This window comes from Pseudarthrobacter sp. RHLT1-30-1, assembly GCF_059383415.1.
The window spans coordinates 208,214-232,793 of the sequence record NZ_JBWZCG010000002.1; the positions used below are offsets into that span (position 1 = coordinate 208,214).

Consider the following 24,580-nt stretch of genomic DNA (forward strand, 5'->3'; position numbering starts at 1 on the left):
TCTTAGTTCCGCGGCCAGTCTAGTGGCTGGAGCAGGCCGGAAGGCCCGATGTGTCGGCCCCTGACGCGGCCAGTTCCACGGCCTGCCGTGCATCGGCCAGCTTCTCGACCCGAACCACCTGCAATCCGTCCGGAATATGCCCGACGACGTCGTCGCAGTTGGCGGCCGGGGCAAGGAACAGGGTGGCGCCGCCGGAGCGGGCGCCGTGCATCTTCTGGCTGATGCCGCCGATCGGGCCCACGGCGCCGTCGGGGGTGATGGTCCCGGTTCCGGCGACGTGCTTGCCGCCGGTGAGGTCGCCGGCGGTGACGGTGTCCACGATGCCCAGGGCAAACATCATTCCGGCGCTCGGGCCGCCCACCTTGTCCAGGGAGATCTTGACGTCAAAGGGGAACGTGAACTGGTACTGCAGCAGTACCCCGAGAATGAACCGCCCGGCGGCGGTCTTGGTCGGTGTGATGCTTGTGGTCATGTTGCCGCCGTCGCGGCTGGCAACGACCTCCACCGGGGCACCGTTGCCGGCCGCCAGTTCGTCCTGGACGACGCTCAGCGCTGTTGCCGGCTTGCCGTTGACGGACACGAGCACGTCGTTTTCCTGGAGCTTTCCGGTGGACGCCGAGCCCTCCGGAACACCGGCGATCTGCAACTTCTGCTCAAACGGGATGCCCAGTTCCTTGAGGGCAGCGGCGACGGCGTTCTCCTGCGAGGTCGTCATCGCGACCGCGCTCTCCTGCTGGGACTGCTCCTTCGTCACCCCGGTGGGAAAGATCAGTTCCTCGGGGTAGACGGCTTTAGCGCCGTCCAGCCAGGCCGAGAAAGCCTCCATGACGGTGACCGGCCCGTTCGGGCCGCCGTCGACGTAGACGGTGGTGAGGTCCAGGTTGCCCTTCGCGGGGAACGATTCATGGCCGGTGACACTGATGACGGGCTTGCCATTGTCAATGCCCAGTGTGTTGAAGGTCGGGCCAGGCGATTCCACGACGTACGGGACCGGCAGGCTCAGGGCAGTGAACCCGAGCGCCAGCGCCAGCAGCCCCGACACAACCATGGCTGGTGACCGGTTGTCCCGTTTTCCCGCGGAACGCGGTCCGGCGAGGAGAGCCCGGCGGCCCCGGAGCTGGCCGGCGGCCGGCTCTCTGGCGGGCTGCCCGCCCTGGGTAATCGTCAATGAAGGACCTCTCCGTGCCGGCGCCGGGGACCCTGCGGACCCCCTGATCAGCGCAACGCGTCCGCAGCCTCCGCCGCGGCTGCCGCCTGCAAATATTCCAGTTTCCAACACTACGCGCTCGGCTGCCGGCCGGGCTCTTTGCCGACAGCGAACGTGGCGGGGTTTCAGCAGACAGCCCGCTGGCCGCGCGGTACCGTGAACGTGAGAAGCACCCACACCGACGATCGGCGGGATCATGACGTCCAACCCACTTAATCCGTCCAATGGCGACGAGGAACCCCAGGATCCGTTGGCAGAAATGCTGAAGAACCTGATGGGCGGCAAGGGCATGGGGAACATCGACCCTGCGGAACTGGCTAAGGCCGCGGGGCTTCCGGACGATCCGAATCTCCTCGCCCAGATGTTCTCCCAGGTCCAGGCCATGATGAGTGCCACCTCGGAGGGTCCCGTCAACTGGCAGCTGGCGCATGAGAACGCCCGCCGGGTGGCGGCGAGCGGCTCCGACCCGTCCGTCACGGCGAAGCAGTCGCGCGAGGTCGACGAGGCCCTGCGGCTTGCCGAACTCTGGCTTGACCAGGTCACAGGCCTGCCGGCCACCGGGCTGATCGGCCGGGCCTGGTCCCGGGCCGAGTGGGTCGAGGAAACACTCGGCACCTGGAAACGCCTGACCGAGCCGGTCGCGAACAGCATCGCCAACGCGCTGTCCACCGCCATGACCGAGCAGATGCCGGAGGAAATGAAGGCCATGATGGGCGGCGCGTCCTCCATGCTGCAGAACATGGGCGGCGCGATCTTCGGCATGCAGCTGGGCCAGGCCATCGGTGCGCTGTCGGCCGAGGTGGTCAGCTCGACGGATATCGGTGTTCCCCTCGCCGACCTTGAAATGGCGCTCCTGCCCTCCAACGTGGCGAAGTTCGGCGAAGGCCTCAGCCTCCCGGAGAACGATATCCGTTTGTTCCTGGCCGTCCGCGAGGCCGCCCATGCCCGGCTGTTTGTCCAGGTTCCCTGGCTGCGCGGCCATCTCCTCGGCGCGATCGAAGCGTACGCCCGCGGCATCCACATCGACACCTCGAAGATCGAGGAACTCGCCCGCGAGCTGGATCCGGGCAACCCGGAGGGCATCCAGGAAGCCCTCTCCCAGGGGGTGTTCATGCCCCAGCGCACCCCCGCCCAGGACCAGGCGCTGGAGAAGCTGGAGACCGCCCTCGCGCTGGTGGAAGGCTGGGTCGATGAACTGAGCTGGGCCGCCACCGAAAAGATGCTGCCCTCGGCGGCGGCACTTCGTGAGACGGTACGGCGCCGCCGCGCCACCGGAGGACCGGCAGAACATGCCTTCTCCTCCCTGGTGGGGCTGGAGCTGCGTCCGCGCCGGCTCCGTGAGGCCGCCGCCCTGTGGGCCTCGCTCAAGGACGAACGCGGCACCGAAGGCCGCGACGCGATCTGGCAGCACCCTGATCTGCTGCCCACCGCCGAAGATCTGGAGGACCCGAAAGGTTTCAGCCAGCGCCGCAAGCTGGCCGAGGCCAGCGACACCGAGGTCGACGACGCCCTGCAGAAGCTGCTGAGCGGCGGATTCGACGAGCCGGAGGAGACGCCGGCGGCGGAAGAGGCCGGGAAACCGGGCGGCGACGGCGAAGCCGGTCCTGACGACGACGCTTCAGGCGACGGCGACAGCGCCAAGTCCTAGCAAAATGGCGGGCAGCCCCGGCCGGAACTTCTGATCCGGCCGGGGCTTTTCCGTGCCGCCGTACCGGCGTCCCCGCGTTCCGGCGGCCCGGCGGTCTTAGTCGGAGATGTCGGCCAAGTCGGCGTCCGCCGCGTCGACACCGACCACGTCATCGTCGCCGCCGTCCGGAGCAATGCCGCGGGAGGTCGCGAAGGAAACACCCTCGAGGAAGGCCTTGGCCCGGGCAGTGTCCGGGTAGGCCTCGAGGAGCCGCCAGAACGCGGCGTTGTGCCCGGCCACGAGCAGGTGCGCGAGTTCGTGGAGCAGCACATAGTCAATCACCCACTGCGGCATGGGCTGAAGCTTGTCCGACAGCCGGATGGACCCGTCCGACGGCGTCGCGGACCCCCAGCGGGAGTTCTGGTTCCCTACCCAGCGGACCGAGGACGGTACTGCCCGGCCGCCGAAGTACTGGGCGGAGAGCTCGGTGGCGTGGGCCGCCAGGGCGGTGTCGCTGCGCGGACGGCGCCGTCCGGCGCCGCGGCTCCCCCGTTCCCCCTGCCGCCGCAGCTTCTCGAGCATCCGGTGCACCCACTCGTGTTCCTGGGCCCGGCTGAAGGAGGCAGGGATGGCGACGACGGCGGTGCCGTTTTCCCAGAACGCGGCAACGGTCCGGCGGCGGCGGGCAGAGCGCCGCACTTCCACCGGTGCGCCGTCGGCAGTGGTCAGCGGTGCTCCTGCCGGTGATACCTGGCTGCCGGCCATCAGAGGGTGGTGCTTTCGACCAGCACTGCCAGCACCGCTGCGCCGTACTTCTCCAGTTTGGATGGTCCCACCCCGGGAAGGGTGGCGAGCTGTTCGAGGGATTCGGGCTTGGCTTCGGCGATGGCGGTCAAGGTGGCGTCGGTGAAGACCACAAACGCGGGAACGTCGGCTTCCAGCGCTATGTCCTTGCGCCACTGCCGCAACGCGTCGAAGGTCTGCTCCTCGTAGCTGGGCGGGCACTGGTTGCAGCGGCCGACCTTGCGTTCTGCGCCGGACGAGAGCATGGTCCCGCAAACCCGGCAGGTAGCCGGTACGGCAGCCTTGCGGCGAGGCGCCGCCCCCTTGCCGCGGACCGAGGAGCTCGCCACCGAGTCGGGGCGCAACCCGTCCAAAAAGCGCGAGGGCTTCCTGTTGGCGCGCCCGCCGGGGGTCCGTGCGGTGGACCAGGACAGGAACAGGTGTTCCCGGGCCCGGGTGATCCCGACGTACAGCAGCCGGCGTTCCTCGTCCACGGATTCGGGGCTGTCGGCGAACGAGATCGGCATCAGCCCCTCACTGAGCCCGACAAGGAAAACGGCGTCCCATTCCAGGCCCTTGGCGGCGTGCAGCGAGGCCAGGGTGACGCCCTGGACGGTCGGGGCGTGCTGGGCCAGGGAACGTTCCTGGAGTTCGTTGACGAAGTCCGAGAGGGTGAACTGGCTTCCGCGGCTGATCACGAGTTCGTCGGCGAGCGGGACGAGTGCCGCGAGGGATTCCCAGCGTTCTCGGAGCGCACCGCCGTTGTGCGGTGCAGCTTCCGTGTAGCCCAGCGAGGCGACGATGTCGCGGACCACCTGCCCCAGCGGTTGGGGGCTGGCATCCTCGGCGACGGCCCGGGTGGCGGCGCGCAGCTGCAGGATGGCGTCGCGGACTTCCTTGCGGGCAAAGAACCGTTCCCCGCCGCGCAGCTGGTAGCCGATCCCCGCCGAAGCCAGGGCCTGCTCGTACGCAGCGGACTGGCCGTTGGTGCGGAACAGCACGGCGATCTGGCTGGCCGGAGTGCCTGCGTCGAGGAGCCCGCGCACCTTGACTGCAACGGTGGCGGCTTCAGCCTCGTCGTCGGAGCATTCGGTGAACTGCGGAACCGGTCCGGCCGGACGCTGCGCCACAAGTTGCAGCGGCTTGGCCCAGGCGGCATCGGCGGCGGGACCCCCGCTGCGCCGGCCGGCCAGCAGCTCGTTTGCCAGCTTCACCACCTGCGGGGTGGAACGGTAGTCGCGGATCAGCTTCACCACGGTCGCCTCGGGGTACTGGGCCTTGAAGCCGAGGAGGTGCTTCGGCGAGGCGCCGGTGAACGAGTAGATGGTCTGGCTGGCGTCGCCGACGACACAGAGCTCGTCGCGGCCGCCGAGCCAGAGTTCCAGCAGCCGCTGCTGCAGCGGCGAGACGTCCTGGTACTCGTCGACGACGAAGTGGCGGTACTGCTCGCGGACGGTGGCAGCGACCTTGGGGTCCTCCTGCAGGATCCCGACAGTGATCAGCAGCACGTCCTCGAAGTCGATCACGTTCCGGTCGGTCTTGACGTCCTCGTAGGACTGGAAGACGCGGGCAACGGCGGTCAGGTCGAACCCGCCGGGGGTGCCGCGGTCCTGGGCCTTTTCCAGATAGTTGGCCGGCGTCAGCATGGACACCTTCGCCCACTCGATTTCCGAGGCCAGGTCGCGGATCGAGGCGCGGTCGGTGCTAAGACGCAGCCGCCGGGCCGCCTCGGCGATCATCTGGGCCTTGTGGTCCAGCAGGTTGGGCATGACTCCCCCGACGGCCATCGGCCAGAAGTACTGGAGCTGGCGCAGCGCGGCGGCGTGGAAGGTGCGGGCCTGGACGCTGCCGACACCGAGGTCGCGTAGGCGGCTGCGCATTTCGGCCGCTGCCCGCGAGGTGAAGGTGACGGCCAGCAGCCGCTGCGGGTTGTAGACGCCGGAGTGCACCCCGTAGGCGATGCGGTGGGTGATGGCCCGGGTCTTGCCGGTGCCGGCGCCGGCCAGCACGCAGATCGGTCCCTGCAGGGTGCTGGCAACTTCGCGCTGTTCGGCGTCGAGGCCGCCGAGGATCCGCTCCTCGAGGGAGCGGTTGTCCGGCGCCGGGGGTTCGTCCTCCGGAAGGCCGTCATTGGACTGGGCGGGAGGGAAAGCGCTGGGCTGGAAGAGATCTGTGTTCACGAGTGCTGCTCAGTCGTTTGAGGGTGTCCGGTGGATGCTCCGCGGTGGTGGAACCGCGCAGCGGGGGTGCCGCTGCGTGGTGTCACGAAGGTCTCATGCGCTGTCGGCGCGGTCCTCGATGCGGCCGCCGTACCAGTGCTCGATCAGTGCCCGGGCGATGGACAGCCTGCTGGAGATGACGATCTCGCCGCTGAGCACCGCTTCCTGCAGTTCGCTCCGGCTGAACCAGCGCGCCCGGGTGACCTCGACGCCGTCGGGCGTGGCCTCGGTGTCCGCGGTGGTGGCCGTGAAGCCGAGCATCAGCGAGGCGGGAAAGGGCCAGGACTGGGAACCGAGGTACTGGCAGGCGGTAACCCGCACGCCGACCTCCTCGCCGATTTCCCGGACCACGGCCTGTTCCAGGGACTCCCCCGGTTCGACGAAGCCCGCGAGGGTGGAATAGTTTCGGGCGTCGAGGGGGCCGCCGCCGCCGAGCAGCAGCCGGTCGTCCGGCCCGACGACCGTGACAATGATGGCCGGATCAGTGCGCGGGTAGTGCTCTGAACCGTCCGAGGGGCACCGGCGGACCCAGCCGCCCGCTTCCGGCTCGGTGGCGGCCCCGCAGCGCGGGCAGTGGGTGTGGGTGGCGTGCCAGTTGGCGATGGCGCTGGCCTCGATAAAGACGGCGGTGTCGGTGGGGCTCAGCGTGGCCGCGACGTCGCGGAACCCCGCCCACTGTGCATCCTCGGGGATGCCGGCGATGTGGGCTTCGAATTCCTCGGCCCGGACTTCGAACTGTTGTGGCAGCAGGAAGAGGACCAGGGCCGTGCCGGCCTCAAGGTCCGAGCCGGGCAGGGCCGAGCCCAGGTAGATCAGCTGGTCCGGGGCGTAGGGCGTGTCCCGCAGGTGCCGGGCGAGTTCGGCCGCATCCAGCAGGACCAGGCCGTTGCCGTTGATGAGTGCCTGCCGGCCGGACAGCACCATGGCCAGTGCAGTGCCGGCCTCCAGGAGCTCGGCGAGCATTCCGGGCTTCAGCCGCGCGGCGGATCCGCGGTCAATCAGCGCCGGCCGCACCGGAAGAACGTTGTCCGTCAGCAGGTCGGCCGCCGGGCTGCCGGGCGAAGGGATCGGCGCGCCCTGGTTCGACTGGGTCAGGTCTGGGCTTTCCTGGGCGTGACTTTCCTGCGCTTGATTTTGTTGGGCTGGGCTTTTGGGTGCCGCCGACTCCGCAAGACTCATGTACCCACCGTACTGACTCCCGCCGACAATTGACATTTTCCGCCGGCATATGTGGGCATCCGCACGTGCCCGGCGGGCGGCCGGCGTGCGGCTTCGCGGGATGCTCCGTGATCGGTATCCGGGCGGAATTTATTGCTGATCTTTCAGACTCGCCGTGGTGCATCGCTGTCTTGGGCGCCGCTCAACCTACCGTGGAACGGTGAGAAGAAAACCAATCGAACTGGCAGCTGTGGCAACCGCGGCAGTCCCCGGACTGACCCCGACTGCCGTCAGCTCTGCGCCCGACGATCCGGCAGACTTCGATTCGGCGCTCCTCCTGGACTCCGAAGGCAAGCGCTGGCGTGTCCGCTCGCCGCGCCACCCCGAGGCCAGCGCCCGGCTGGAAACCGAATTCCTGGTGCTGCGCGCCTTCGTCCCGGGCATCCGGGCCGAACTTCCCTTCCTGATGCCCACGGTGGCCGGCACCGTCCGGCAGGGCGCGCTGAGCACGTTTGTGTACTCGCACCTGGCCGGGTCGACCAGGTCCGTTGAGGAACTCGGCGCGGCATCCCCCGGCGTGGCGCGCGAGATTGGTGCAGCCCTCGCCGCCATCCATGACCTGCCCCACTCGCTGGTCAGCAATGCGGATCTGCCGAGCTACACCCCCAATGAGTTCCGCCAGCGCCGCCTCAACGAACTGGACCAGGCCGCGACCACCGGCAAGATTCCGCCCTTGCTGCTCCGCCGCTGGGAACACGCCCTCGAGGACGTCTCGCTGTGGCGCTTCAACCCGTGCGTGGTCCACGGGGACCTGCACGAGGACAACCTGCTGGTCGACGGCGACCGGGTGACGGCCGTTACCGGCTGGACCGACCTGCGCATCGGCGACCCGGCCGATGACATGGCCTGGCTGGTCGCGTCCAACGATCAGGACTTCGTGGACGCCGTCCTGGCACACTACACCGCGTCACGGCGCGATCTGCCCGACGCCCATCTGCTGCGGCGTGCCGCCCTGTCCGCCGAATTCGCCCTGGCGCAGTACCTCGTCAAGGGCCTGGCGGCCGCTAACCAGGACATGATCGACGAGGCCGAGTCCATGCTCACCGCCCTTGCCGAGGATGTTGCCGAACACGGCGGGCAGCCGATCAGCGTGGAGCCGCTCCCCCAGCCGGCCCCGGTTGCCGGCCCCGAGGCTGCTCCGGCAGTTGCCCCGGCAGTCGGGAACCCCGGCGTTGCCGCCGGCGACGTAATGCCGGCAGTACAGGTAGCGCCGATCCCGCTCGAAGCGGGCCAGGGTGCCACGGCACCCGCCGACCGGGCAGGTAGGGACGACAGCGTGGTGGACGCCGGGCGCGTCGGGACCGTCGGCAGCAAGGTGTCCGGTGTTTCGGTGACGGCGATCCCCGACGACGAACCGGCCACCGAGGATGCTCCCGGCGACGACACCGCAACCAAGTCGATCGCTGTGATTCAGGCCGGCACGGCGGCCGCGGCAGGCCCCGACACAGGCGGTAGCACAGTCGCCGGCACAAATGCCGCTTCCCCGGCTGACCCGCCGGCGGATGCCACCTCAACGACCGCCCTCACGGTGGTCGAGGCGCAACCGCGCTAGCCATCGTCGAGGCGCAACCGCGCTAGCCATCGTCGAGGCGCAACCGCGCTAGCCGTTCGCGAGGGCCGCGGCGACAATCTGTTCGAGCCGTTCCGCTGAGCCCAGGTCGTGCGGTCGGACCACCGCATCGTCGGCCACGTAGTAGAACGCCGCCCGGACCTGTTCCACCGGGACACCCTTGAGCCGGGCCCAGGCCAGCCGGTAAACGGCCAGCTGGACGGCTTTGGTTTTTAGTTGCGCGGCGGACGGGCGGCGGCCGGTCTTCCAGTCCACCAGGTCCCAGCCGCCGTCGGCATCGCGGAAGACGGCATCGATCCGGCCGCGGACCACCACGTCGCCGATCCGGGTTTCCACCGGTACCTCAACGTGGGCCGGGGCGCGGTTGGCCCACTCGGACCGGCGGAACGTTTCCACCATGGTGTCCAGACCGTAGGCCGCGTCGATGTGGTCATCTGAGCCCGCCGCCTCGCCGAGGTCCAGCATGCCGGCCGCGCCGAAATACTCCTCCACCCACGCGTGGAAAGCGGTGCCCTTGCGGGCGGACATCCCCGGTTCCCGCGGGACCGGGCGCCGCAGCCGGGCGACGACCGAGCCGGCGTCATCCTCCAGATCCACCAGGGTCGACGCAGAGATGTGGCCCGGCAGGTGCACTTCCTGCACCGTGGTCCGGCGGGAGCGGCGTTCCAGCAGGGTCGCGGCCTCGTGGGCCCAGCCTCCGGCCGGGCCGCGCAACGGACGGCGCACGGCCGGTTGGGCAGTGGCACCGCCAGCGGCGGCGTCCGTCCCGGCCACCTCCATCAGCACCTCCGAGCCCAAAGACTGCAGCACCCGCGCCGCGGCGGCCCGCATGGCCGCCCGCCGGCCCGGAACCAGCCGGAGCCGGTGTCCGGTGCGCGGATCGGTTGGCCCTTCGAGCGGGTCGTACGGCCATCCGGCGACCTCCAGTTCCGAGGTCAGCGGGCTCTCCTCCGGCAGCGCCTCCTCCACAACGGACAAGGGGTGGATCCCGGCCGCGCCGTCGGCAACGAGCGCCTCGAGTTCAGCCAGGAAAGGCGACATCTCAGCCAGACCGGCGCGCGAGCCCACCCAGGCGGCGCTGGACACCCAGAGCACGTGTTTGGCCCGGGTGTAGGCCACATAGGCAAGCCGCCGTTCCTCGGCCTCGCCGTGGACCTGAGCGGCGGTCTTGAACTCCTTCTCCGCGTCGAGCCAGCCTTTTTGGTCCGGCTGGTCGAGGTCCCACTGCGGCAGGTCCGCGCGGTCCCCGCGCAGCGGCCAGGGCAGTGCGGCGCTGCCGCTGCTCCAGCGTGAATCCCGGCTGCTGGGGAAGGCCCCTGCGTTGAGTCCGGGAACGAACACCACATCCCATTCCAGGCCCTTGGAGGCGTGCACGGTGAGGAGCTGCACCGCTTCATGGTTCACTTCCGGCGCGGCGGCATCCAGGCCGTTCTCCTCGGCGGCCGCGGCTTCCAGCCAGGCCAGGAAGGCCAGGACGTCCACCCGCTGGGAGGTGTGCAGGAACCCGGCGGCGGCGTCCTGGAATGCGTCCAGGTTCCGGCGGGCCTGGTGAATGCTGATGCCTGGCCGCGCGGCGACCTCGATGTCGAGAAGCATGGCCCGCTCCACCTCGCCGAGCAGGGTGGTGAGGTCATCACCCATGTAGCCGCGCAGCTGGCGGAGTTCGGCCGCGAGCCGGTGCAGCCGGTCCAGCCCCTCCGGGCTGAGCTGGCGGCCGTGCCCGGAGGTCCACCCTTCGCGCGGCAGCCAGTCGAGGGCCTCGACCAGGCTGGCGGCGTCCGTGAGGTCACCCTCGATCACCGCAGGATCCGCGCCGTCGTCGGCGACAGCGTCATCGTCTGTGCCGCCGGGGCGGCCGCGCCGCCGGGCAAGGAAGCTGGACCAGTCCCGCAGGGCCATCAGGTCCGCGGGGCCGATCCGCCAGCGCGCCCCGGCGAGCAGGCGCATCAGCGAATCCGAGCGGCCCGGATCGGCCAGCACGCGGAGGGTTGCGACGAGGTCCACGATCTCCGGGGTGTCCAGAAGACCGCCGAGTCCGACGATCTCGTAGGGGATCCCGCGCACCTCAAATTCCCGCCGGATGACTTCCATCTGGGCGCGCCGGCGGCACAGCACCGCCATGGCGGGAGGTTCGGGCTCCGCTGCCGACCCGTCGAAGTCGGTCACCCGGAACTTCAGCACGTCGCCCGCGATCGCCGAGGCCTCGTCCTCATCGGTGCCAAAGCGGCCCATCACCACGCGGCCCTGGACCGCGGCCGGGCTGGGCTGCAGCGGCGGAACCTCAACGCTCCCGGCGGTGTCCCGCTCGCCGGCGGGGCCGGTGGCGGCGGCGGCCCTGCTGAGGGGTGCTGAGATGACGTTGGCCGCTGCGAGGATGTTCCGGCCGTTGCGCCACGCGGTGGTGAGGTACGACGTCGGGGCGACGGCGAAGCGCGCAGTGTTGTCCGTGCCGCGCGCGGTGTTGTCCGTGCCGGCAGCGCCGGCAGAGGCTTCAGCCCCGGCAGCGCCGGGAGCATCGCCAGCGGCTGCAGTGCCGCCGTCGGTGTCGACCCGGACCGGGAATTCGCGGACAAAGTGGAAGAGCTGGCCGGCGGAGGCGCCACGGAAGCCGTAGATGGACTGGTTCGGATCCCCGACCGCGGTGACCGCGTGCCCGTCGCCGAACAGCCTGGAGAAGAGGACGAGCTGGGCGTGGGAGGTGTCCTGGAATTCATCCAGCAGCACCACCTTGTAGCGCTGGCGTTCGGTCTGGGCGGCGACCGGGACCTCGCTGGCGACCCGGGCGGCGAGCGCCACGAGATCGCCGAAGTCGAGGGCGCCGCGGGCCCGTTTGGCGTCCGTGTAGCGTCCGACCATCTCCGCGACGCTGGCCCGGGTGCGAAGCAGCCCGCTGAGTTCGCCCACGGCCTGGCTGGGGTTCTTTTTGGCGGTGGCGAGGTAGGGCAGCGCCTCGAACTCGGCCACCCGTTCCAGCAGCCAGCTGCGCACCCCGGCCGGGTCCTGGAGATGTTCGGCGCATTCGCCGGCGAGTTGGATGACCGCCTTGACCAGGGTGGACTTGGCCGAGCGGAAGTGTTCGTAGTCGCCGTCGAACGCCTCCACCACCTCGCTCGCGAGCTGGAAGGACTGGGCGCCGCCGAGCAGCACCACGTCACGTTCCACGCCGAGCCGGAGACCGTAGTCGGAGACGATGCCGCTGGCATAGGAGTGGTAGGTGGAGACCTTGGGTTCAAGGGCGTCGGTGCTGAGCAGCCCGGCCGGGAACACCTGGTTCCGGGCGTCGGCCACGGCGATGCGCTGCAGGGCGGCCAGCTTGGCGCGGATCCGGGTGGCGAGCTCCCCGGCGGCCTTCCGGGTGAAGGTCACCCCGAGCACTTCCTCCGGCCGTACCCAGCCGTTGGCCACGAGCCACACCACGCGGTCGGCCATCGTGGCGGTCTTGCCCGAACCGGCGCCGGCAATCACCAGCCGGGGTGCCAGAGGGGAGGAAATGATGTGCGACTGTTCGGCGGTGGGGCTGTTCTTCTCCCCCAGCATCGCGGAAAGCTCCTCCGGGCTGAACCGGGCGGCGGGAAGATCCCGGGGAACGGCAGCGGGAATCGTCGTGTCGGCGCTCATTCGGTGACCTGCTTTCCCCGCAGGCACAGCGGGCAGACTTCGGGAAGGCGGCAGCCGTGGCCGCCGTGCCCGCTCTTGGACGGATCGTGGCGGGCCTCGAAGGTGTTCCCGGACATGACCCGGGCGGCGTCGCCGACCATGTCGAGGGCCCAGTTGTCGGCCGGCTCCAGCGGCGCCTGGGCCTGGATGCCCGGGCTCTTGGTGCTCGTGCCGAGCTGCGCGAGGACGGCCCCGCCCGGCAATGGCGGCGGGCCGTCGTCGGATCCGGCGAAGCCGCCGGCGAGCACTGCGGCCTGGTAGGCCCCCAGCTGGGGATGCCGCGCCAGGTCGGCCTTGCCCGGCTGACGCTTGCCCGTCTTGAGGTCCACGACGACGAGCCGGCCCTCGGCGTCGATCTCCAGCCGGTCGACCTGGCCGCGGAGCACTGCCGGGCGGGCCGGCCAGGGCTCGCCGTCAGGGCCGGCGACGGTGTCGGCGCCGGCCGGGGCGGGCACGTCCGCGAGTTTCACTTCGAAGTCCTGCTCGACGCCGACCAGGGACCGGCCCTCGCTGCGCATCACCAGCACGTACTGGGCGAGCTTGCGGACCATGGTTTCGGCGCGCTGGAAGTCCAGCTTGCCCTCCCAGTTGTCCTTCATCCCGAGCGCCGGCCAGCGGCGGACGAGCTCGGCCAGGTATTCGCTGCCGGAGGCATCCGGAAGGTCCTGCGCGATGGCATGGACGAGCGTGCCCAGGCTGCGGGCAAAGTCCGTCGCGGCCTCCCCGCCGGCGGCCTGGACAAACCAGTCCAGCGGGGATTTCTGCACGGTCTCAACCTTCGACGGCGAGACGTAGACGGTGCCGCCCGGCGGAACGACAGGCTCATCGGTGGACAGCGGGGCAAGGCCCCACCAGCTCGCGGGGTGCGCCCCGGGCACCGACGGCTCGGCCGCCGCCAGGGCACCGAGAACGGCGCTGGCCTGCAGGGCTTCGGGGGTCCCGGCGTCGAGCTGGGCGTACTGGCGCAGTTCGGCCACGAGGGCCCGCAGTGTCAGCGGACGCTCCACCGGGGTGAAACCGCGCCGGTCCTGGTCCGGGCCCAGCGGCGCCACGTAATCCAGGAATGAGGACGGCTGTTCGTCCGCCGAGGAAACGGCCGTGCAGATCAGCACCTGCCGGGCCCGCGACACCGCGGTGGAGAAGCTGCGCAGCTCGTCGTAGCGGATTTCGCGCAGCCGGCTGAGGGGGTCCAGTTGCAGCGCGTAGTCCACCCCGTGCTCGACGGCGTCCGCGAACAGTGTGCTGCCAAGGAGTTCGCCGCGGAGCCGGGTGTTCGGCCACACGCCTTCCTGCAGGCCGGGGACGATGACCACAGGCCACTCCCGGCCGGCGGCGCTGGCCGGGGTCATCAGTTCCACGGCGTCCTCCAGCTGGGCCCGGGCGGCAAGGGTGTCCATTGGAAGTTCCTGGCTGAGCAGGTACTCGAGGAACTGCTCGGGTCCGGAGCCGGGCAGCTGGTCCACATAGCGCTCGGCGGTGTGGAACAGGGCCATCATGGCATCGAGGTCGCGGTCCGCCCGGGCGCCGGCTGCGCCGCCGGCCAGCGCCGCCTCGGTCCAGCGCGCGGCGAGGCCGGTGGAGTTCCAGAGCGCCCACAGCACGGTTTCGGCGTTGCCGCCGGGAGCCTGGGCGGCGTCCCGGCCGGCCTGGATCATCCGCGCAATCCGGCGGGCGGAGTGCCCCTCGATGCCGAGGGTCGCCAGTGCGCCAGGTTCCAGCAGGGCTTCAACGAGGAGCACGTCGCTCGTGCGGCCGCTGCCGCCAAGCAGCTCCTCCCGGCGCAGGGACTGGCGCAGCCTCCGCAGCTCGATCGCGGTGGCTCCGCCGATCCGTGAGCCCAACAGCCCTACGGCCGCCTCGGGGCTCAGCACTGCGGGGTCCAGGACCACGGCGTAGGCGTCCAGCAACGGCCGGACGGCGACCTCATCGCGCACGGCGGATTCAGCCACCGGGATCCGGACCGGGATGCCCTGGCCCGCGAGGTAGCGTTGCAGCTGGCTGAGCTGGCCGCCGTTGCGCACGATTACGGCGATGTCACCAAGTTCACGGCCGTCCTTGAGCTGGGCTTCCAGAATCCGCTGGGCCACGTAGCGCAGTTCGTGGACCGGGGACGGCAGCAGGTGCGCTTCCACCGAGCCGCCGGCGGACGAACTGCCGGGGCGCGACGTTCCGGCCCGGGCCGGATCCCCTGTTTCTGCGGTCATGGCCGGCTGGGCGGGAGCCTGGGGCTGGTCAAGCCGGCGCGCGGACTGCCCGCCGGCGCGCTGTGAGATCCGGCCGGCGACGGAGAGCCAGGCGTTCGCGACTGCCGGGGCATGGCGGTGGGCGGTCCGGAGCGGCCGCTCCAGTACTGTCCCGGCGGGGGCCAGCAGCCTCGGGAGCTCGGCCACGAGGTCCGGACGCGCGCCGCGGAAGCCCTGGACCACAGTGTCGGGCGAGAAGCTGATGAGGGCGTCCTTGCCGGCGGCGATATCCGCGAGCAGCTCGAACACCGCGGGGTTGGCTTCCTGCATGTCGTCCACCAGGACCAATTGGAGCCTGTCCCGCTCGGCGGCCAGGAAGTCGGGCTCGTCCTGGAAGATCTGGCGGGCGGCCGTGATGATGCCGGCCGGGTCGAAGGACTCCGGCATCCGCAGGTCCAGCACGTCGCGGTACTCCGCGTACAGGGCGGCGGCGGCGACCCAGTCCGGCCGGTGGCAGCGCCGGGCGAGGACTGCCAGGTCCTCGGCGGTCCGCCCGGATTCGATGATCCGGTCGAAGAGCTGGCGGACTTCCTGCCGGAAGCCGCGGGTCTGCAGCGCCGCACCGAGGTCCGCCGGCCAGGGCAGCTCCAGTCCGGGCTGGGCGTGGCCTTCGAGCAGTTCCTTGATGATCAGGTCCTGCTCCGGGCCGGACAGGAGTTTCGGCGGGCGGGGCAGCGGCAGGATCCCTTCCGCCCTGGCGCGCCGGATCAGGTCGAAGGCGTACGAGGCCCAGGTGCGGGCCGGCGTCGTACTCAGGCTGCGGTCCAGCCGGGCGGTGAAGCGGTCCCGGAGTGAATCGGCGGCGAGTCGGCCGGGGGCGAGGATGAGCATCCGTTCCGGATCCAGGCCGTCCCGCTGCGCACGCCGGACGGCGGCCTCGACGAGCACGGTCGATTTGCCGGTGCCGGGCGCTCCGGGGATCAGCACCGGGCCGGAGCCGTGCGGCACGTCGACGGCGGCAACCTGGTCCGCCGACAGCACGGGGACCGCGCTGTGCAGCTGGCGGGGCGGCAGCAGGCGGAGGCCGGATTCGGCAGTGCGCAGGCCGGCAGCGCGTGGGCCGGCGGGACGCTTCCTGACCTTTCCGGGACCGCCTGAAGCAGGCCGGGCCGCCGCGGGACGCGGTGATCCGGTCGGTGCTGATGCGGGAAGCCCTGATGTGGGCAGTTCTGCGGGAAGTGCTGATGTGGGCGGGACGGACGTTGGGTTCTTGCTGGGAAGGCTCACACGGTCATTTCATCATCGGGGGCCGACAGTTTGCGCAGGGTGCGTTCCAGCCGCTCGGCCACGGCGTCGATCCGGTCGAATTCGCCGTCGCTTGGTGCCCAGCGGGCGGCCATCAGGTCCACGCGCCATCGTCCCTCACCGCTGCGGAGGTATTCGGCGTAGTTGCCCAGCAGCGGTGTTCCTTCCGTGAGGTACCGGGCGAGCGCATCGCGCTCGTGCCCCGGGGGCGCATCCCCGCTGGACTTCAGGACCCGCCACCAGGGCACCGCACTGCCGTGGTGGCTCATGACGGAACCGATCTGCCGGGCACCGCCGGAACCGAGCAGTTCGGCCACGTCACCGTAGGCCACCGCGGCACCCGCGGGGATCAGTGCCACCACGTCCAGCACCGCCTCCACATACTCCATCCGCATACCACCAGCCTAGCGTCCGGGCCGCCGACCGGGCCGCCGTCACGGGCCGCCGTCAGCGCTGTCCGGCCGCGCCCGGGCAGTTCCTGCGCCGAGGGCCGGGGCCCCGGAGTGGTGGCGCATTACCGTCGGTGCCAGCAGGTAGCGTTGACGCATGAGCACTTGGAACACCCTCCCCCGCGCAGCCTTCGACCTGGAAACCACCGGACGGAACTCCCGTGCAGCACGGATCGTCACGGCGTCCATCACCGTGGTTGACGCCGGCGGCGGGATCATCAAGGAACACGAGTGGCTGGCCGATCCGGGAGTGGAGATTCCGACGGAGGCCAGTGACATCCATGGCGTCACGACTGAGCGGGCCCGCAGCGAGGGCCGGCCTGCGGCCGATGTCACGCGGGAGGTCGCCGCGGTGCTCCAGGAGCTCTTCGATACCGGGGTGCCGGTCATTGCCTTCAACGCCAGCTATGACTTCACCGTGCTCGCCGCCGAGTCCGCCCGGTACGGCGTGCCGCAGCTGAGCCGGTTCCCGGTCCTGGATCCGTACATCATGAACAAGCAGGTCGACCGGTACCGCAAGGGCAAGCGCACCCTGACTGCCCTGTGCGAGGAATACGGCGTGAACCTGGACAACGCCCACACCTCGGCCGCAGACGCCCTCGCCACGCTCCGCATGCTCGACGCGATGGCGGGAAAGTTTCCGAAGCTTCGGATGCCGGCCAGCCACCTGCACCAGCTGCAGATCGAATGGGCCACGGCCCAGGCCTCGGACTTCCAGAGCTACCTGCGCAAGACGAAACCGGCGGCCGTAATTGAAGGCGACTGGCCGGTGCTGCCGCCCGAGGACGCCAGCCGCGGCGACTTCTAGCCACCGGCAGCCGGCAGCCGCAGCCCGCCATCTCCTTCCCCGTAGGGCAGGGAGGGACCTACCGCAGGAGAGCCCCGCTGCGGCCACTTTGGGAGGTAAATCACACGCCCGGCGCGCCCGCGCCCGCCGGCTGGGACCGGTGGGGATTCCGCCGTGGGGCTTGCCTCCCCGCGGCGCCCCCGGGCGGCATCGGTATTTGGCGAATTTTCCGCACCGCAGCTCGCTATATTACGAACATCGTGCGCAAGTAGCCGCCAATTGATACCGCTGACATAATTTAGTTCAGAACGGGACGTGTGTTATGCCGCCCGCACACCCAACCGCCAAGGGATCAATGATCACAATCACCGACCTGCGCAAGGTCTACCAGCAGGGCAAAAAGGAAGTGGTGGCCCTCGACGGCGTCACGCTCTCCGTGCCGAAAGGCTCGATCCACGGCATCATCGGCCATTCGGGCGCCGGCAAATCAACGCTGGTTCGCTGCCTCACCCTGCTGGACCGTCCCACCTCCGGTTCCGTCAGCATCGGCGGCACCGAGCTCAGCTCCGTCAAGGACTCGGAGATCCGTGCCGCGCGGCGGCGCGTCGGGATGGTCTTCCAGCACGCGAACCTGATGGACTCCCGGACGGCAGCCGGGAATGTGGCCCACCCGCTGGAACTCGTAAAAACCCCGAAGGACCAAATCCGGACCCGGGTTGCCGAACTCCTGAAGCTCGTGGGACTGGAGGGGTTCGAGAATGCCTACCCCTCACAGCTTTCCGGCGGCCAGCGCCAGCGCGTGGGCATCGCCCGGGCACTGGCGTCGGACCCTGACGTCCTGCTGTGCGACGAGCCCACCTCGGCGCTGGACCCGGCCACCACGGACGAAATCCTGGACCTGATCCAGGACCTCACCAGGCGCCTCCAGCTCACCGTGCTGATCATCACGCACGAGATGAATGTTGTGAAGCGTGTCTGTGACTCCGTATCCCTGCTCTCCCGCGGCCGCATCGTCGAGCACGGCGCCCTGCAGGACGTGGCCGGCGACCTCGACAGCCAGCTCGCCCGGGCCCTGCTGCCGCTGCCGGCATCCGAGCCCCTGCCCGGCGCCCTGCAGCGCGGGCCGGTGCTGGAGATCCTCTTCTCCGGCGACAGTGCCAAGGAACCCGTCCTCACCGGCGTCGCCCGGCATTTCGACATCGACATCAACGTCCTGGCCGGCAGCGTCGAAACCCTCGGCGGCCAGCAGTTCGGCCACCTGCGCGTTCAGCTGGCGGAAACCGCCGACCTCGAGGCCGTCCTTGCCTACCTGCACGAGCGCGGCATCGCCGCGAAGCGTTCCGCCCCCTCGGCCCCCGCCGCAGCTTCGCAGCCCGACCTAGCCCCTTCTGCTCTCCCAACCTCTGTCCTCCCCACCGGGGAACAGGGAGGTAACTCATGAACGACATCTTCAGCAATCCCGTCCTGGTCAAGGCGCTGCCCGAAGCCATCATCGAAACCCTGCAGATGGTCGGCATCTCGTCCTTCTTCACCGTGCTGATCGGCCTGCCGCTGGGCGTGTTCCTGCATGTCTCCGCACCGGGAGGCCTGCGCCCCATGCCGGTGATCAACCGGATCCTCAGCGATGTGATCGTCAACATCACCCGGTCCATCCCCTTCGCCATCCTGATGGTCGCCCTCATCCCGGTGGCACGCGCCTTGACGGGCACAAGCCTCGGCCCGGTCGCTGCGTCGGTGTCCCTCTCGATCGGCACCATCCCGTTTTTCGCCCGGCTGGTGGAAAATTGCCTGCGCGATGTGCACCACGGCAAGATCGACGCCGCCCAGGTGATGGGGTCCACGAATATGCAGGTCATTAACAAGGTGATGCTGCGCGAATCCCTTCCCGCCCTTGTCGCGGCTGCCACCACCACGGTGGTCACGCTCGTGGGCTACTCCGCCATGGCCGGGCTTGTCGGCGGCGGCGGCCTCGGCAAGCTTGCCTACAACTACGGCTTCCAGCGCTTCGACGTCACGGTCATGCTCGTTACCATCGTGCTGATCATCGTCCTGGTCCAGGTCATCCAGCTGGTCGGCGAGCGGATCTCCCGCAGCCTCGACCACCGCTGACAGCCCCGGTTCCAGCGGCCCCTGACCCGGGCACTCCGGCCTGACCCCGGCCGGCCCGCCAGTCCCCATACCACCCCACCTGCAGCGGGTAGCCGCCCTCTGCATCTGCGCGGATCACGGCCACAGCCGTGAATCCAGCTATTTCGAAAGGAACGCATCCAATGCGTAAGTCACTCACCCTCTTGGCCACCGGCATCGTCACCGCCCTGGCGCTGACGGCTTGCGGTGGTTCGTCCACCCCCAGCGCCCAGAGCACGACCCTGGATCCGGCGAAGCCCGCCACGCTCACGGTCGGCGCCAGCCCCGTGCCGCAGGCAAAGATCCTCGAGTTCATCAACCAGGACCTCGCCCCGAAGGCCGGCCTGAAGCTGGACATCAAGGAAATCGAGGATTACCAGACGCCCAACACCGCGCTGAGCGACGGCAGCCTGGACGCCAACTACTACCAGCACCTGCCGTGGTACGAGGACCAGGTGAAGACCAAGGGCTACAAGTTCGGCCACGGCGAGGGTGTCCACATCGAGCCCTACGCCGCGTTCTCCGAGAAGGTCAAGGACATCAGCGAGCTGCAGGACGGTGCCAAGGTCGCCATCACCAATGACCCCTCCAACCAGGTCCGCGCCCTCAAGGTGCTCCAGGTCGCAGGCCTGGTCAAGGACATCAAGGACGACACCTCGGTCCTGACGCTGACCGATGAGCAGAACCCGAAGAAGCTGAAGTTCTCCGAGAACCAGCCGGAACTGCTGATCAATGACCTCAAGGACCCGTCGGTTGACCTGGCCCTGATCAACGGCAACTTCATCCTGAAGGCCGGCCTGAGCACCAAGGACGCCCTGGCGGTGGAATCCGTGGAGAACAACCCGTACGCGAACTTCCTGGCCTGGCGCGAGGACTCCAAGGACGACGTGCGTATCAAGAAGCTCGACGAGCTCCTGCACTCCCCCGAGGTCAAGGCCTTCATCGAGAAGGAATGGCCGAACGGCGACGTGACCGTGGCTTTCTAGTCCCGGACTGCAAAACAGATAAAAAACTCAGGGCACCCGCCGCGGCGGGTGCCCTGGGTCGTTTAACCGTTGCCGCGTTCGACGACGGCGCTAGGCTTTCGCGGCGGCCGCGGCTTTGGCGGCGGCCGGCAGCGCGTCGAAGATCCGGTTCATCGCGGCGTCGTCGTGCGCGGCGGACAGGAACCAGGCTTCGAAGACCGAGGGCGGCAGGTAGACGCCGGAGTCCAGCATCGAGTGGAAGAACGGTGCGTAGCGGAACACTTCCTGGCCCTGGGCGTCGTCGTAGTTGTGCACGCCACGGGCGGATGTGCCGAACGCCACCGAGAACAGGTTCCCGGCGCGCTGGATCGAGTGGTCCACGCCCGCCGTCGACAGTGCGGAGGACAGGGCGCCGGAGAGCTCCAGCGAGCGGGCATCCACGAAGGCGTAGACCTCCGGGGTGGCATGGGTCAGGGTGGCGACGCCGGCGGCCATCGCCACCGGGTTCCCGGACAGCGTGCCGGCCTGATAGACCGGGCCCAGCGGTGCGAGATAGTCCATGACGTCGGCCCGGCCGGCGAGTGCCGCCGTCGGCATCCCGCCGCCGATGACCTTGCCGAAGGTCAGCAGGTCCGGTGTCCACGGCTGGGCCGCGCCGGCCGCCCCGCCGGTGAGTCCCCAGTAGCCTGAGTACCCGGTCCGGAAGCCGGTGAGGACCTCGTCCAGGATCAGCAGCGCGCCGTGTTCCCGGGTGATCCGGGACAGGCCGGCGTTGAAGCCGTCAGCCGGGGTGACCACGCCCATGTTGGCCGGCGCGGCCTCGGTGATCACGGCCGCGATGTTCCCGCCGTGCTTGGCGAAAGCGGCTTCGACGGCGTCGAGGTCGTTGTAGGGCAGCACCAGGGTTTCGGCGGCGGTGGCGGCCGTGACACCGGCGGAGCCGGGCAGGGCCAGGGTGGCCAGGCCGGAGCCGGCCGCGGCGAGCAGACCGTCGAGGTGGCCGTGGTAGCAGCCGGCGAACTTGATGATCAGGTTCCGGCCGGTGAAGCCGCGGGCCAGCCGGACGGCGGTCATGGTCGCCTCGGTGCCGGTGGAGACCATCCGGACACGTTCGGCGGCGGAAACCCGTTCCTGGACGATCGCGGCGAGGTTCGCCTCGTCCGGCGTCGAGGCGCCGAAGGACAGCCCGCGGTCGACGGCGGCGTGTACCGCGGCGAGGACCTCCGGGTGGGCATGCCCCAGCAGGGCCGGCCCCCAGGAACAGACCAGGTCGACGTACTCGTCGCCGTCGGCGTCGGTCAGGTAGGGTCCCTTGGCGGAGACCATAAAACGCGGGGTCCCGCCGACGGAGCCGAACGCGCGGACCGGGGAGTTGACGCCGCCCGGCATCAGCTGGCGGGCGCGTTCGAAGAGTTCCTCGTTGCGGGGGTGGCTGGAAGTCATGGTTGTCATTCTTTCAGTAGGGTGGCCACCCGGGGCGCCACCTCGGTGCCGAACAGTTCGATCGAGCGCATCATCGCCTTGTGCGGCAGCGTGCCGTTGCTGTACTTGAGGTCGAAGCGGTCCACGGCCAGGTTCTTTTTCAGCAGCGCGATCTTCGCTGCCACCGTGTCCGGCGAGCCGACGTACAGGGCGCCCTCGGGGGCGCACATGGCGTCGAACTCGGCGCGGTTGCCCGGCCCCCAGCCGCGCTCGGCGCCGATCAGGTTGCGTTGGCCGAGCCAGTGCGGGAAGAACTCCTCCCGCGCCTCCTCGTCCGTTTCGGCCACATGGCCGGGTGAATGCGTGGCCACCTGCTGCATCGGGTGGCCGTATTTGGCCATTGCCTCGCGGTAGAGGTTCGCCAGCGGGGCGAAGGACCGGGGCTGCCCGCCGATGATGGCGAAGATGATCGGGTAGCCATATTCAGCGCAGCGCAGCACCGACTCCGGGGTCCCGCCGACGCCGATCCAGGTGGGAAGCAGATGGTTTTCCAGCGGCGGGTGGATGCTGAGCCCGTTGATGGCCGGCCGGGTGCGGCCCTCCCAGTGGATCGGCTCCTGGGCGCGGGCCTTGTCGAAGAGCTCGAGCTTCTCCTCAAACAGGACCTCGTAGTCGGCCAGGTCGAGGCCGAAGAGCGGGAACGACTCGACGAAGGAGCCCCGGCCCAGCATGACCTCGGCCCGGCCGTTGGAGAGGGCGTCAACGGTGGAGAAGCGCTGGAACACACGAAGCGGGTCATCGGAGCTCAGCACCGTCACGGCGGAGCCGAGCCGGATGTGCTTGGTCCGGGCGGCCGCCGCGGCGAGGAACACCTCGGGGGCGGAGACGGCAAAGTCGCGGCGGTGGTGCTCCCCCACGCCGAAGGCGTGGAGTCCCACTTCGTCCGCGAGTTCGGCCTGTTCCAGCAGCTGGCGCAGCACCTGGGCGTGCGGGACCGGGTGCCCGTCGGGGAAGACCCCGACGTCGCCGAAGGTGTTCAGTCCCAGCAGGATGCGTCCCGGGCCCACGGGGGCCGTGGGGTTCGTCCCCGGCACCGGTTCAGTCGATGCGTTCATCAGGACTCCTTAAGCCAGCCGGCGAGTTCGCTCGCCCAGTAGGTCAGGACCATGTTGGCCCCGGCTCGTTTGATGCCCAGCACGGATTCGGTGATCGCGGCCCGGCGGTCAATCCAGCCGTTCGCGGCGGCGGCCTCGATCATCGAGTACTCGCCGGAAATCTGGTAGGCCGCGACCGGGACCGGGCTCATCGCGGCGACGTCGGCGAGGATGTCGAGGTAGCTCATGGCGGGCTTGACCATCACCATGTCCGCGCCTTCTTCAAGGTCCAGTTCCACCTCGAGGATCGCTTCGCGGCGGTTTGCGGCGTCCATCTGGTAGGTGCGGCGGTCGCCGGTGAGCTGCGAGTCGACGGCTTCGCGGAACGGGCCGTAGAACGCCGAGGCGTATTTCGCGGCGTAGGCGACGACGGCCGTGTTGGTGTGGCCTGCTGCCTCGAGGGCCTGGCGGATCACGGCGATCTGGCCGTCCATCATTCCGGACGGGCCCAGCACATGGGCGCCGGCCTCCGCCTGGGCGACGGCCATTCGGCCGTAGATCTCCAGGGTGGCGTCGTTGTCGACGTAGCCGTTCGCGTCGAGGACGCCGCAGTGCCCGTGGTCGGTGAATTCGTCCAGGCAGACGTCGCTCATGATGACGAGTTCGTCGCCGACTTCGGCGCGGACGTCCCGGATGGCCTTGTTCAGGACGCCGTCGGGGTCCAGGGACGCGGTGCCGGTGGCGTCGCGGACGACAGGGATGCCGAAGAGCATAATGCCGCCGACGCCGAGCTCGACGGCGTCCGCTGCGGCGCGCTTCAGGGTGTCGGTGGTGTGCTGCTGTACCCCGGGCATCGACGCGATCGGGTTCGGCTCGGCCAGGCCTTCACGGATGAAGGCGGGCAGGATGAGCTCCGAGGCCGAAAGGCGGTGTTCGGCCGTCAGCCGCCGCATGGCCGGGGTGGTGCGGAGCCGGCGGGGGCGGTGGGTCGGGAAGCTCATAGGGTGTCCTTTACTGTGGGCTCTGCAACTGGCTGATGAGGTGGGGACGGCCGGCCGGCCAGGGACCGGATAACGGCGTCGACCAGGCCGGAGGCGGTGGGTTTGTCGGCAACGGCGGCGACGGCGAGGCCGAGTGCATCCGCCGCGGCCGCGGTCGACCGTCCGATCGCGACGAAGCGGCAGCCGCCCAGCGGGGCCAGGTCCGCGTGGATGCGCCGGGCCGCGCTGGGGGAAGCCGCGACGACGGCGTCCAGCCGGCCGGCGCCGATCTCGGCTTTCGCCTGCGCCGGGGTGAGCACGGCGGCTCCGTGGTCCCGGAAAGATCCGGGACCGGTCGTTGGGGGCTGGCACGCGGCGAGGCTCCGGCCCGGGTTGGCCGGGTAGTCCACGGTGCGGTAGGCGGTGACGGCCTGGACGGCGGCGCCCCGGGCTTCCAGTCCGCGGCTCAGCCGGGGATCCGCGATGTCCGCCTGCGGCAGGAGCACACTGCCCTGGTGCTCGGGCCAGATTTCGGTCAGCCCTGCTCCGGACTGCTGCCCGGTCGGCGCCAGGTCCACGGCGATTCCCCGGGATTCGAGGAAACGGCGGGTCGCGGGCCCGATCGTGGCCACGAGAAGGCTGCCCGGGAGCCAGTGGCTGAGCGTCGTTCCCCGTTCTGCGGCCTTGGCCTCGAGGGCCTGGACCGTGGTGACGCTGCTGACCACCAGCCAGTTGTAGGCCCCGGCGCCCAGCGCATCGAAGGCCACATCCAGGGAGTGCTGGTCGCTGGCGAGCTCAAAGTCGATCAGCGGCAGCAGCAGGGGCTCGGCACCGGCGCCGCGCAGGGCGGTGACCAGCTCACCGGCCCGGTCGGGGCTGCGGGCGACGAGGACCCGGGCGCCCTCCGGCACCCTTGTCCCCTGCTGCCCGTCCGGTCCGCCGGGGGACGATATGTCGCGGGCGTCTGGGCCCCCGGGGCTTTGGGCG

At 69.8% G+C, this 24,580-nt stretch carries 17 protein-coding genes; 6 read left to right on the forward strand and 11 right to left on the reverse strand.

Annotation, left to right across the window (positions count from 1 at the left end):
* Positions 1-19 precede the first annotated feature (19 nt).
* Positions 20-1,168, reverse strand: a complete 1,149-nt coding sequence (locus AC50YM_RS03365) for a YlbL family protein (protein ID WP_494955586.1) — start codon at positions 1,166-1,168, stop codon at positions 20-22.
* Positions 1,169-1,403: 235 nt separating this feature from the next.
* Between AC50YM_RS03365 and AC50YM_RS03370 the strand changes: the two genes are divergently transcribed.
* Positions 1,404-2,855, forward strand: coding sequence for a zinc-dependent metalloprotease (locus AC50YM_RS03370; RefSeq protein ID WP_494955587.1), 1,452 nt, complete (start codon positions 1,404-1,406; stop codon positions 2,853-2,855).
* Positions 2,856-2,951: 96 nt separating this feature from the next.
* Here the strand turns inward: AC50YM_RS03370 and AC50YM_RS03375 are convergent, their stop codons facing one another.
* The 3 genes from AC50YM_RS03375 to nudC all read right to left on the reverse strand — a co-directional run bounded on the left by AC50YM_RS03375 (position 2,952) and on the right by nudC (position 7,015).
* Entirely contained in the window at positions 2,952-3,599 is a 648-nt protein-coding gene (locus AC50YM_RS03375) for a M48 metallopeptidase family protein (RefSeq protein WP_494955588.1), read from the reverse strand.
* Positions 3,599-5,689, reverse strand: a complete 2,091-nt coding sequence (locus tag AC50YM_RS03380) for an ATP-dependent DNA helicase UvrD2 (protein WP_494955637.1) — start codon at positions 5,687-5,689, stop codon at positions 3,599-3,601. The genes AC50YM_RS03375 and AC50YM_RS03380 overlap by 1 nt, the downstream gene beginning before the upstream one ends.
* Positions 5,690-5,890: 201 nt before the next feature.
* Entirely contained in the window at positions 5,891-7,015 is a 1,125-nt protein-coding gene (gene nudC, locus AC50YM_RS03385; RefSeq protein WP_494955589.1) for an NAD(+) diphosphatase, read from the reverse strand.
* A 199-nt stretch (positions 7,016-7,214) separates the two neighbouring features.
* Here nudC and AC50YM_RS03390 point away from each other — a divergent pair, with 199 nt between their 5' ends.
* Positions 7,215-8,606 (forward strand): macrolide 2'-phosphotransferase, encoded by a 1,392-nt coding sequence (locus AC50YM_RS03390; protein WP_494955590.1) that lies wholly within the window; start codon positions 7,215-7,217, stop codon positions 8,604-8,606.
* A 48-nt stretch (positions 8,607-8,654) separates the two neighbouring features.
* Here AC50YM_RS03390 and AC50YM_RS03395 read toward each other — a convergent pair whose 3' ends face one another.
* The 3 genes from AC50YM_RS03395 to AC50YM_RS03405 form a co-directional block, all read right to left on the reverse strand.
* Positions 8,655-12,242 (reverse strand): ATP-dependent helicase, encoded by a 3,588-nt coding sequence (locus AC50YM_RS03395; protein WP_494955591.1) that lies wholly within the window; start codon positions 12,240-12,242, stop codon positions 8,655-8,657.
* Complete coding sequence (locus AC50YM_RS03400) at positions 12,239-15,568, reverse strand: ATP-dependent helicase (RefSeq protein WP_494955638.1); 3,330 nt, start codon at positions 15,566-15,568, stop codon at positions 12,239-12,241. Before AC50YM_RS03400 ends, AC50YM_RS03395 begins: the two co-directional genes overlap by 4 nt.
* 179 nt (positions 15,569-15,747) lie before the next feature.
* Entirely contained in the window at positions 15,748-16,164 is a 417-nt protein-coding gene (locus AC50YM_RS03405) for an MGMT family protein (RefSeq protein ID WP_494955592.1), read from the reverse strand.
* A gap of 151 nt (positions 16,165-16,315) precedes the next feature.
* Here AC50YM_RS03405 and AC50YM_RS03410 point away from each other — a divergent pair, with 151 nt between their 5' ends.
* The 4 genes from AC50YM_RS03410 to AC50YM_RS03425 all read left to right on the forward strand — a co-directional run bounded on the left by AC50YM_RS03410 (position 16,316) and on the right by AC50YM_RS03425 (position 20,118).
* The gene (locus tag AC50YM_RS03410; protein ID WP_494955593.1) at positions 16,316-17,026 is read left to right on the forward strand and encodes a 3'-5' exonuclease; all 711 of its coding nucleotides are present in this window, start codon (positions 16,316-16,318) and stop codon (positions 17,024-17,026) included.
* Positions 17,027-17,360: 334 nt separating this feature from the next.
* Positions 17,361-18,446 (forward strand): methionine ABC transporter ATP-binding protein, encoded by a 1,086-nt coding sequence (locus AC50YM_RS03415; protein ID WP_494955594.1) that lies wholly within the window; start codon positions 17,361-17,363, stop codon positions 18,444-18,446.
* Positions 18,443-19,114 (forward strand): methionine ABC transporter permease, encoded by a 672-nt coding sequence (locus tag AC50YM_RS03420; RefSeq protein ID WP_494892310.1) that lies wholly within the window; start codon positions 18,443-18,445, stop codon positions 19,112-19,114. Before AC50YM_RS03415 ends, AC50YM_RS03420 begins: the two co-directional genes overlap by 4 nt.
* Before the next feature lie 161 nt (positions 19,115-19,275).
* Positions 19,276-20,118 (forward strand): MetQ/NlpA family ABC transporter substrate-binding protein, encoded by an 843-nt coding sequence (locus AC50YM_RS03425; protein WP_494955595.1) that lies wholly within the window; start codon positions 19,276-19,278, stop codon positions 20,116-20,118.
* A 90-nt stretch (positions 20,119-20,208) separates the two neighbouring features.
* Here AC50YM_RS03425 and hemL read toward each other — a convergent pair whose 3' ends face one another.
* Genes hemL through AC50YM_RS03445 form a run of 4 tightly spaced genes read right to left on the reverse strand, consistent with a single transcriptional unit; the run spans position 20,209 to position 24,504 of the window.
* On the reverse strand, positions 20,209-21,540 hold the full coding sequence (gene hemL, locus AC50YM_RS03430) for a glutamate-1-semialdehyde 2,1-aminomutase (RefSeq protein ID WP_494955596.1): 1,332 nt from the start codon (positions 21,538-21,540) through the stop codon (positions 20,209-20,211).
* 5 nt (positions 21,541-21,545) lie between these two features.
* Entirely contained in the window at positions 21,546-22,634 is a 1,089-nt protein-coding gene (locus tag AC50YM_RS03435; protein WP_494955597.1) for an LLM class flavin-dependent oxidoreductase, read from the reverse strand.
* The gene (hemB, locus tag AC50YM_RS03440; protein ID WP_494955598.1) at positions 22,634-23,614 is read right to left on the reverse strand and encodes a porphobilinogen synthase; all 981 of its coding nucleotides are present in this window, start codon (positions 23,612-23,614) and stop codon (positions 22,634-22,636) included. The genes AC50YM_RS03435 and hemB overlap by 1 nt, the downstream gene beginning before the upstream one ends.
* Complete coding sequence (locus AC50YM_RS03445; protein WP_494955599.1) at positions 23,611-24,504, reverse strand: uroporphyrinogen-III synthase; 894 nt, start codon at positions 24,502-24,504, stop codon at positions 23,611-23,613. The genes hemB and AC50YM_RS03445 overlap by 4 nt, the downstream gene beginning before the upstream one ends.
* Between the last annotated feature and the right edge of the window lie 76 nt (positions 24,505-24,580).

Bases quoted from the DNA above. Each gene is read 5' to 3' on its own strand.
- AC50YM_RS03370 (WP_494955587.1), top strand. From the start codon at position 1,404: ATGACGTCCAACCCACTTAATCCGTCCAATGGCGACGAGGAACCCCAG.
- AC50YM_RS03375 (WP_494955588.1), bottom strand. From the start codon at position 3,599: ATGGCCGGCAGCCAGGTATCACCGGCAGGAGCACCGCTGACCACTGCC.
- nudC (WP_494955589.1), bottom strand. From the start codon at position 7,015: ATGAGTCTTGCGGAGTCGGCGGCACCCAAAAGCCCAGCCCAACAAAAT.
- AC50YM_RS03395 (WP_494955591.1), bottom strand. From the start codon at position 12,242: ATGAGCGCCGACACGACGATTCCCGCTGCCGTTCCCCGGGATCTTCCC.
- AC50YM_RS03405 (WP_494955592.1), bottom strand. From the start codon at position 16,164: ATGCGGATGGAGTATGTGGAGGCGGTGCTGGACGTGGTGGCACTGATC.
- AC50YM_RS03410 (WP_494955593.1), top strand. From the start codon at position 16,316: ATGAGCACTTGGAACACCCTCCCCCGCGCAGCCTTCGACCTGGAAACC.
- AC50YM_RS03415 (WP_494955594.1), top strand. From the start codon at position 17,361: ATGATCACAATCACCGACCTGCGCAAGGTCTACCAGCAGGGCAAAAAG.
- AC50YM_RS03420 (WP_494892310.1), top strand. From the start codon at position 18,443: ATGAACGACATCTTCAGCAATCCCGTCCTGGTCAAGGCGCTGCCCGAA.
- AC50YM_RS03425 (WP_494955595.1), top strand. From the start codon at position 19,276: ATGCGTAAGTCACTCACCCTCTTGGCCACCGGCATCGTCACCGCCCTG.
- hemL (WP_494955596.1), bottom strand. From the start codon at position 21,540: ATGACTTCCAGCCACCCCCGCAACGAGGAACTCTTCGAACGCGCCCGC.
- AC50YM_RS03435 (WP_494955597.1), bottom strand. From the start codon at position 22,634: ATGAACGCATCGACTGAACCGGTGCCGGGGACGAACCCCACGGCCCCC.
- hemB (WP_494955598.1), bottom strand. From the start codon at position 23,614: ATGAGCTTCCCGACCCACCGCCCCCGCCGGCTCCGCACCACCCCGGCC.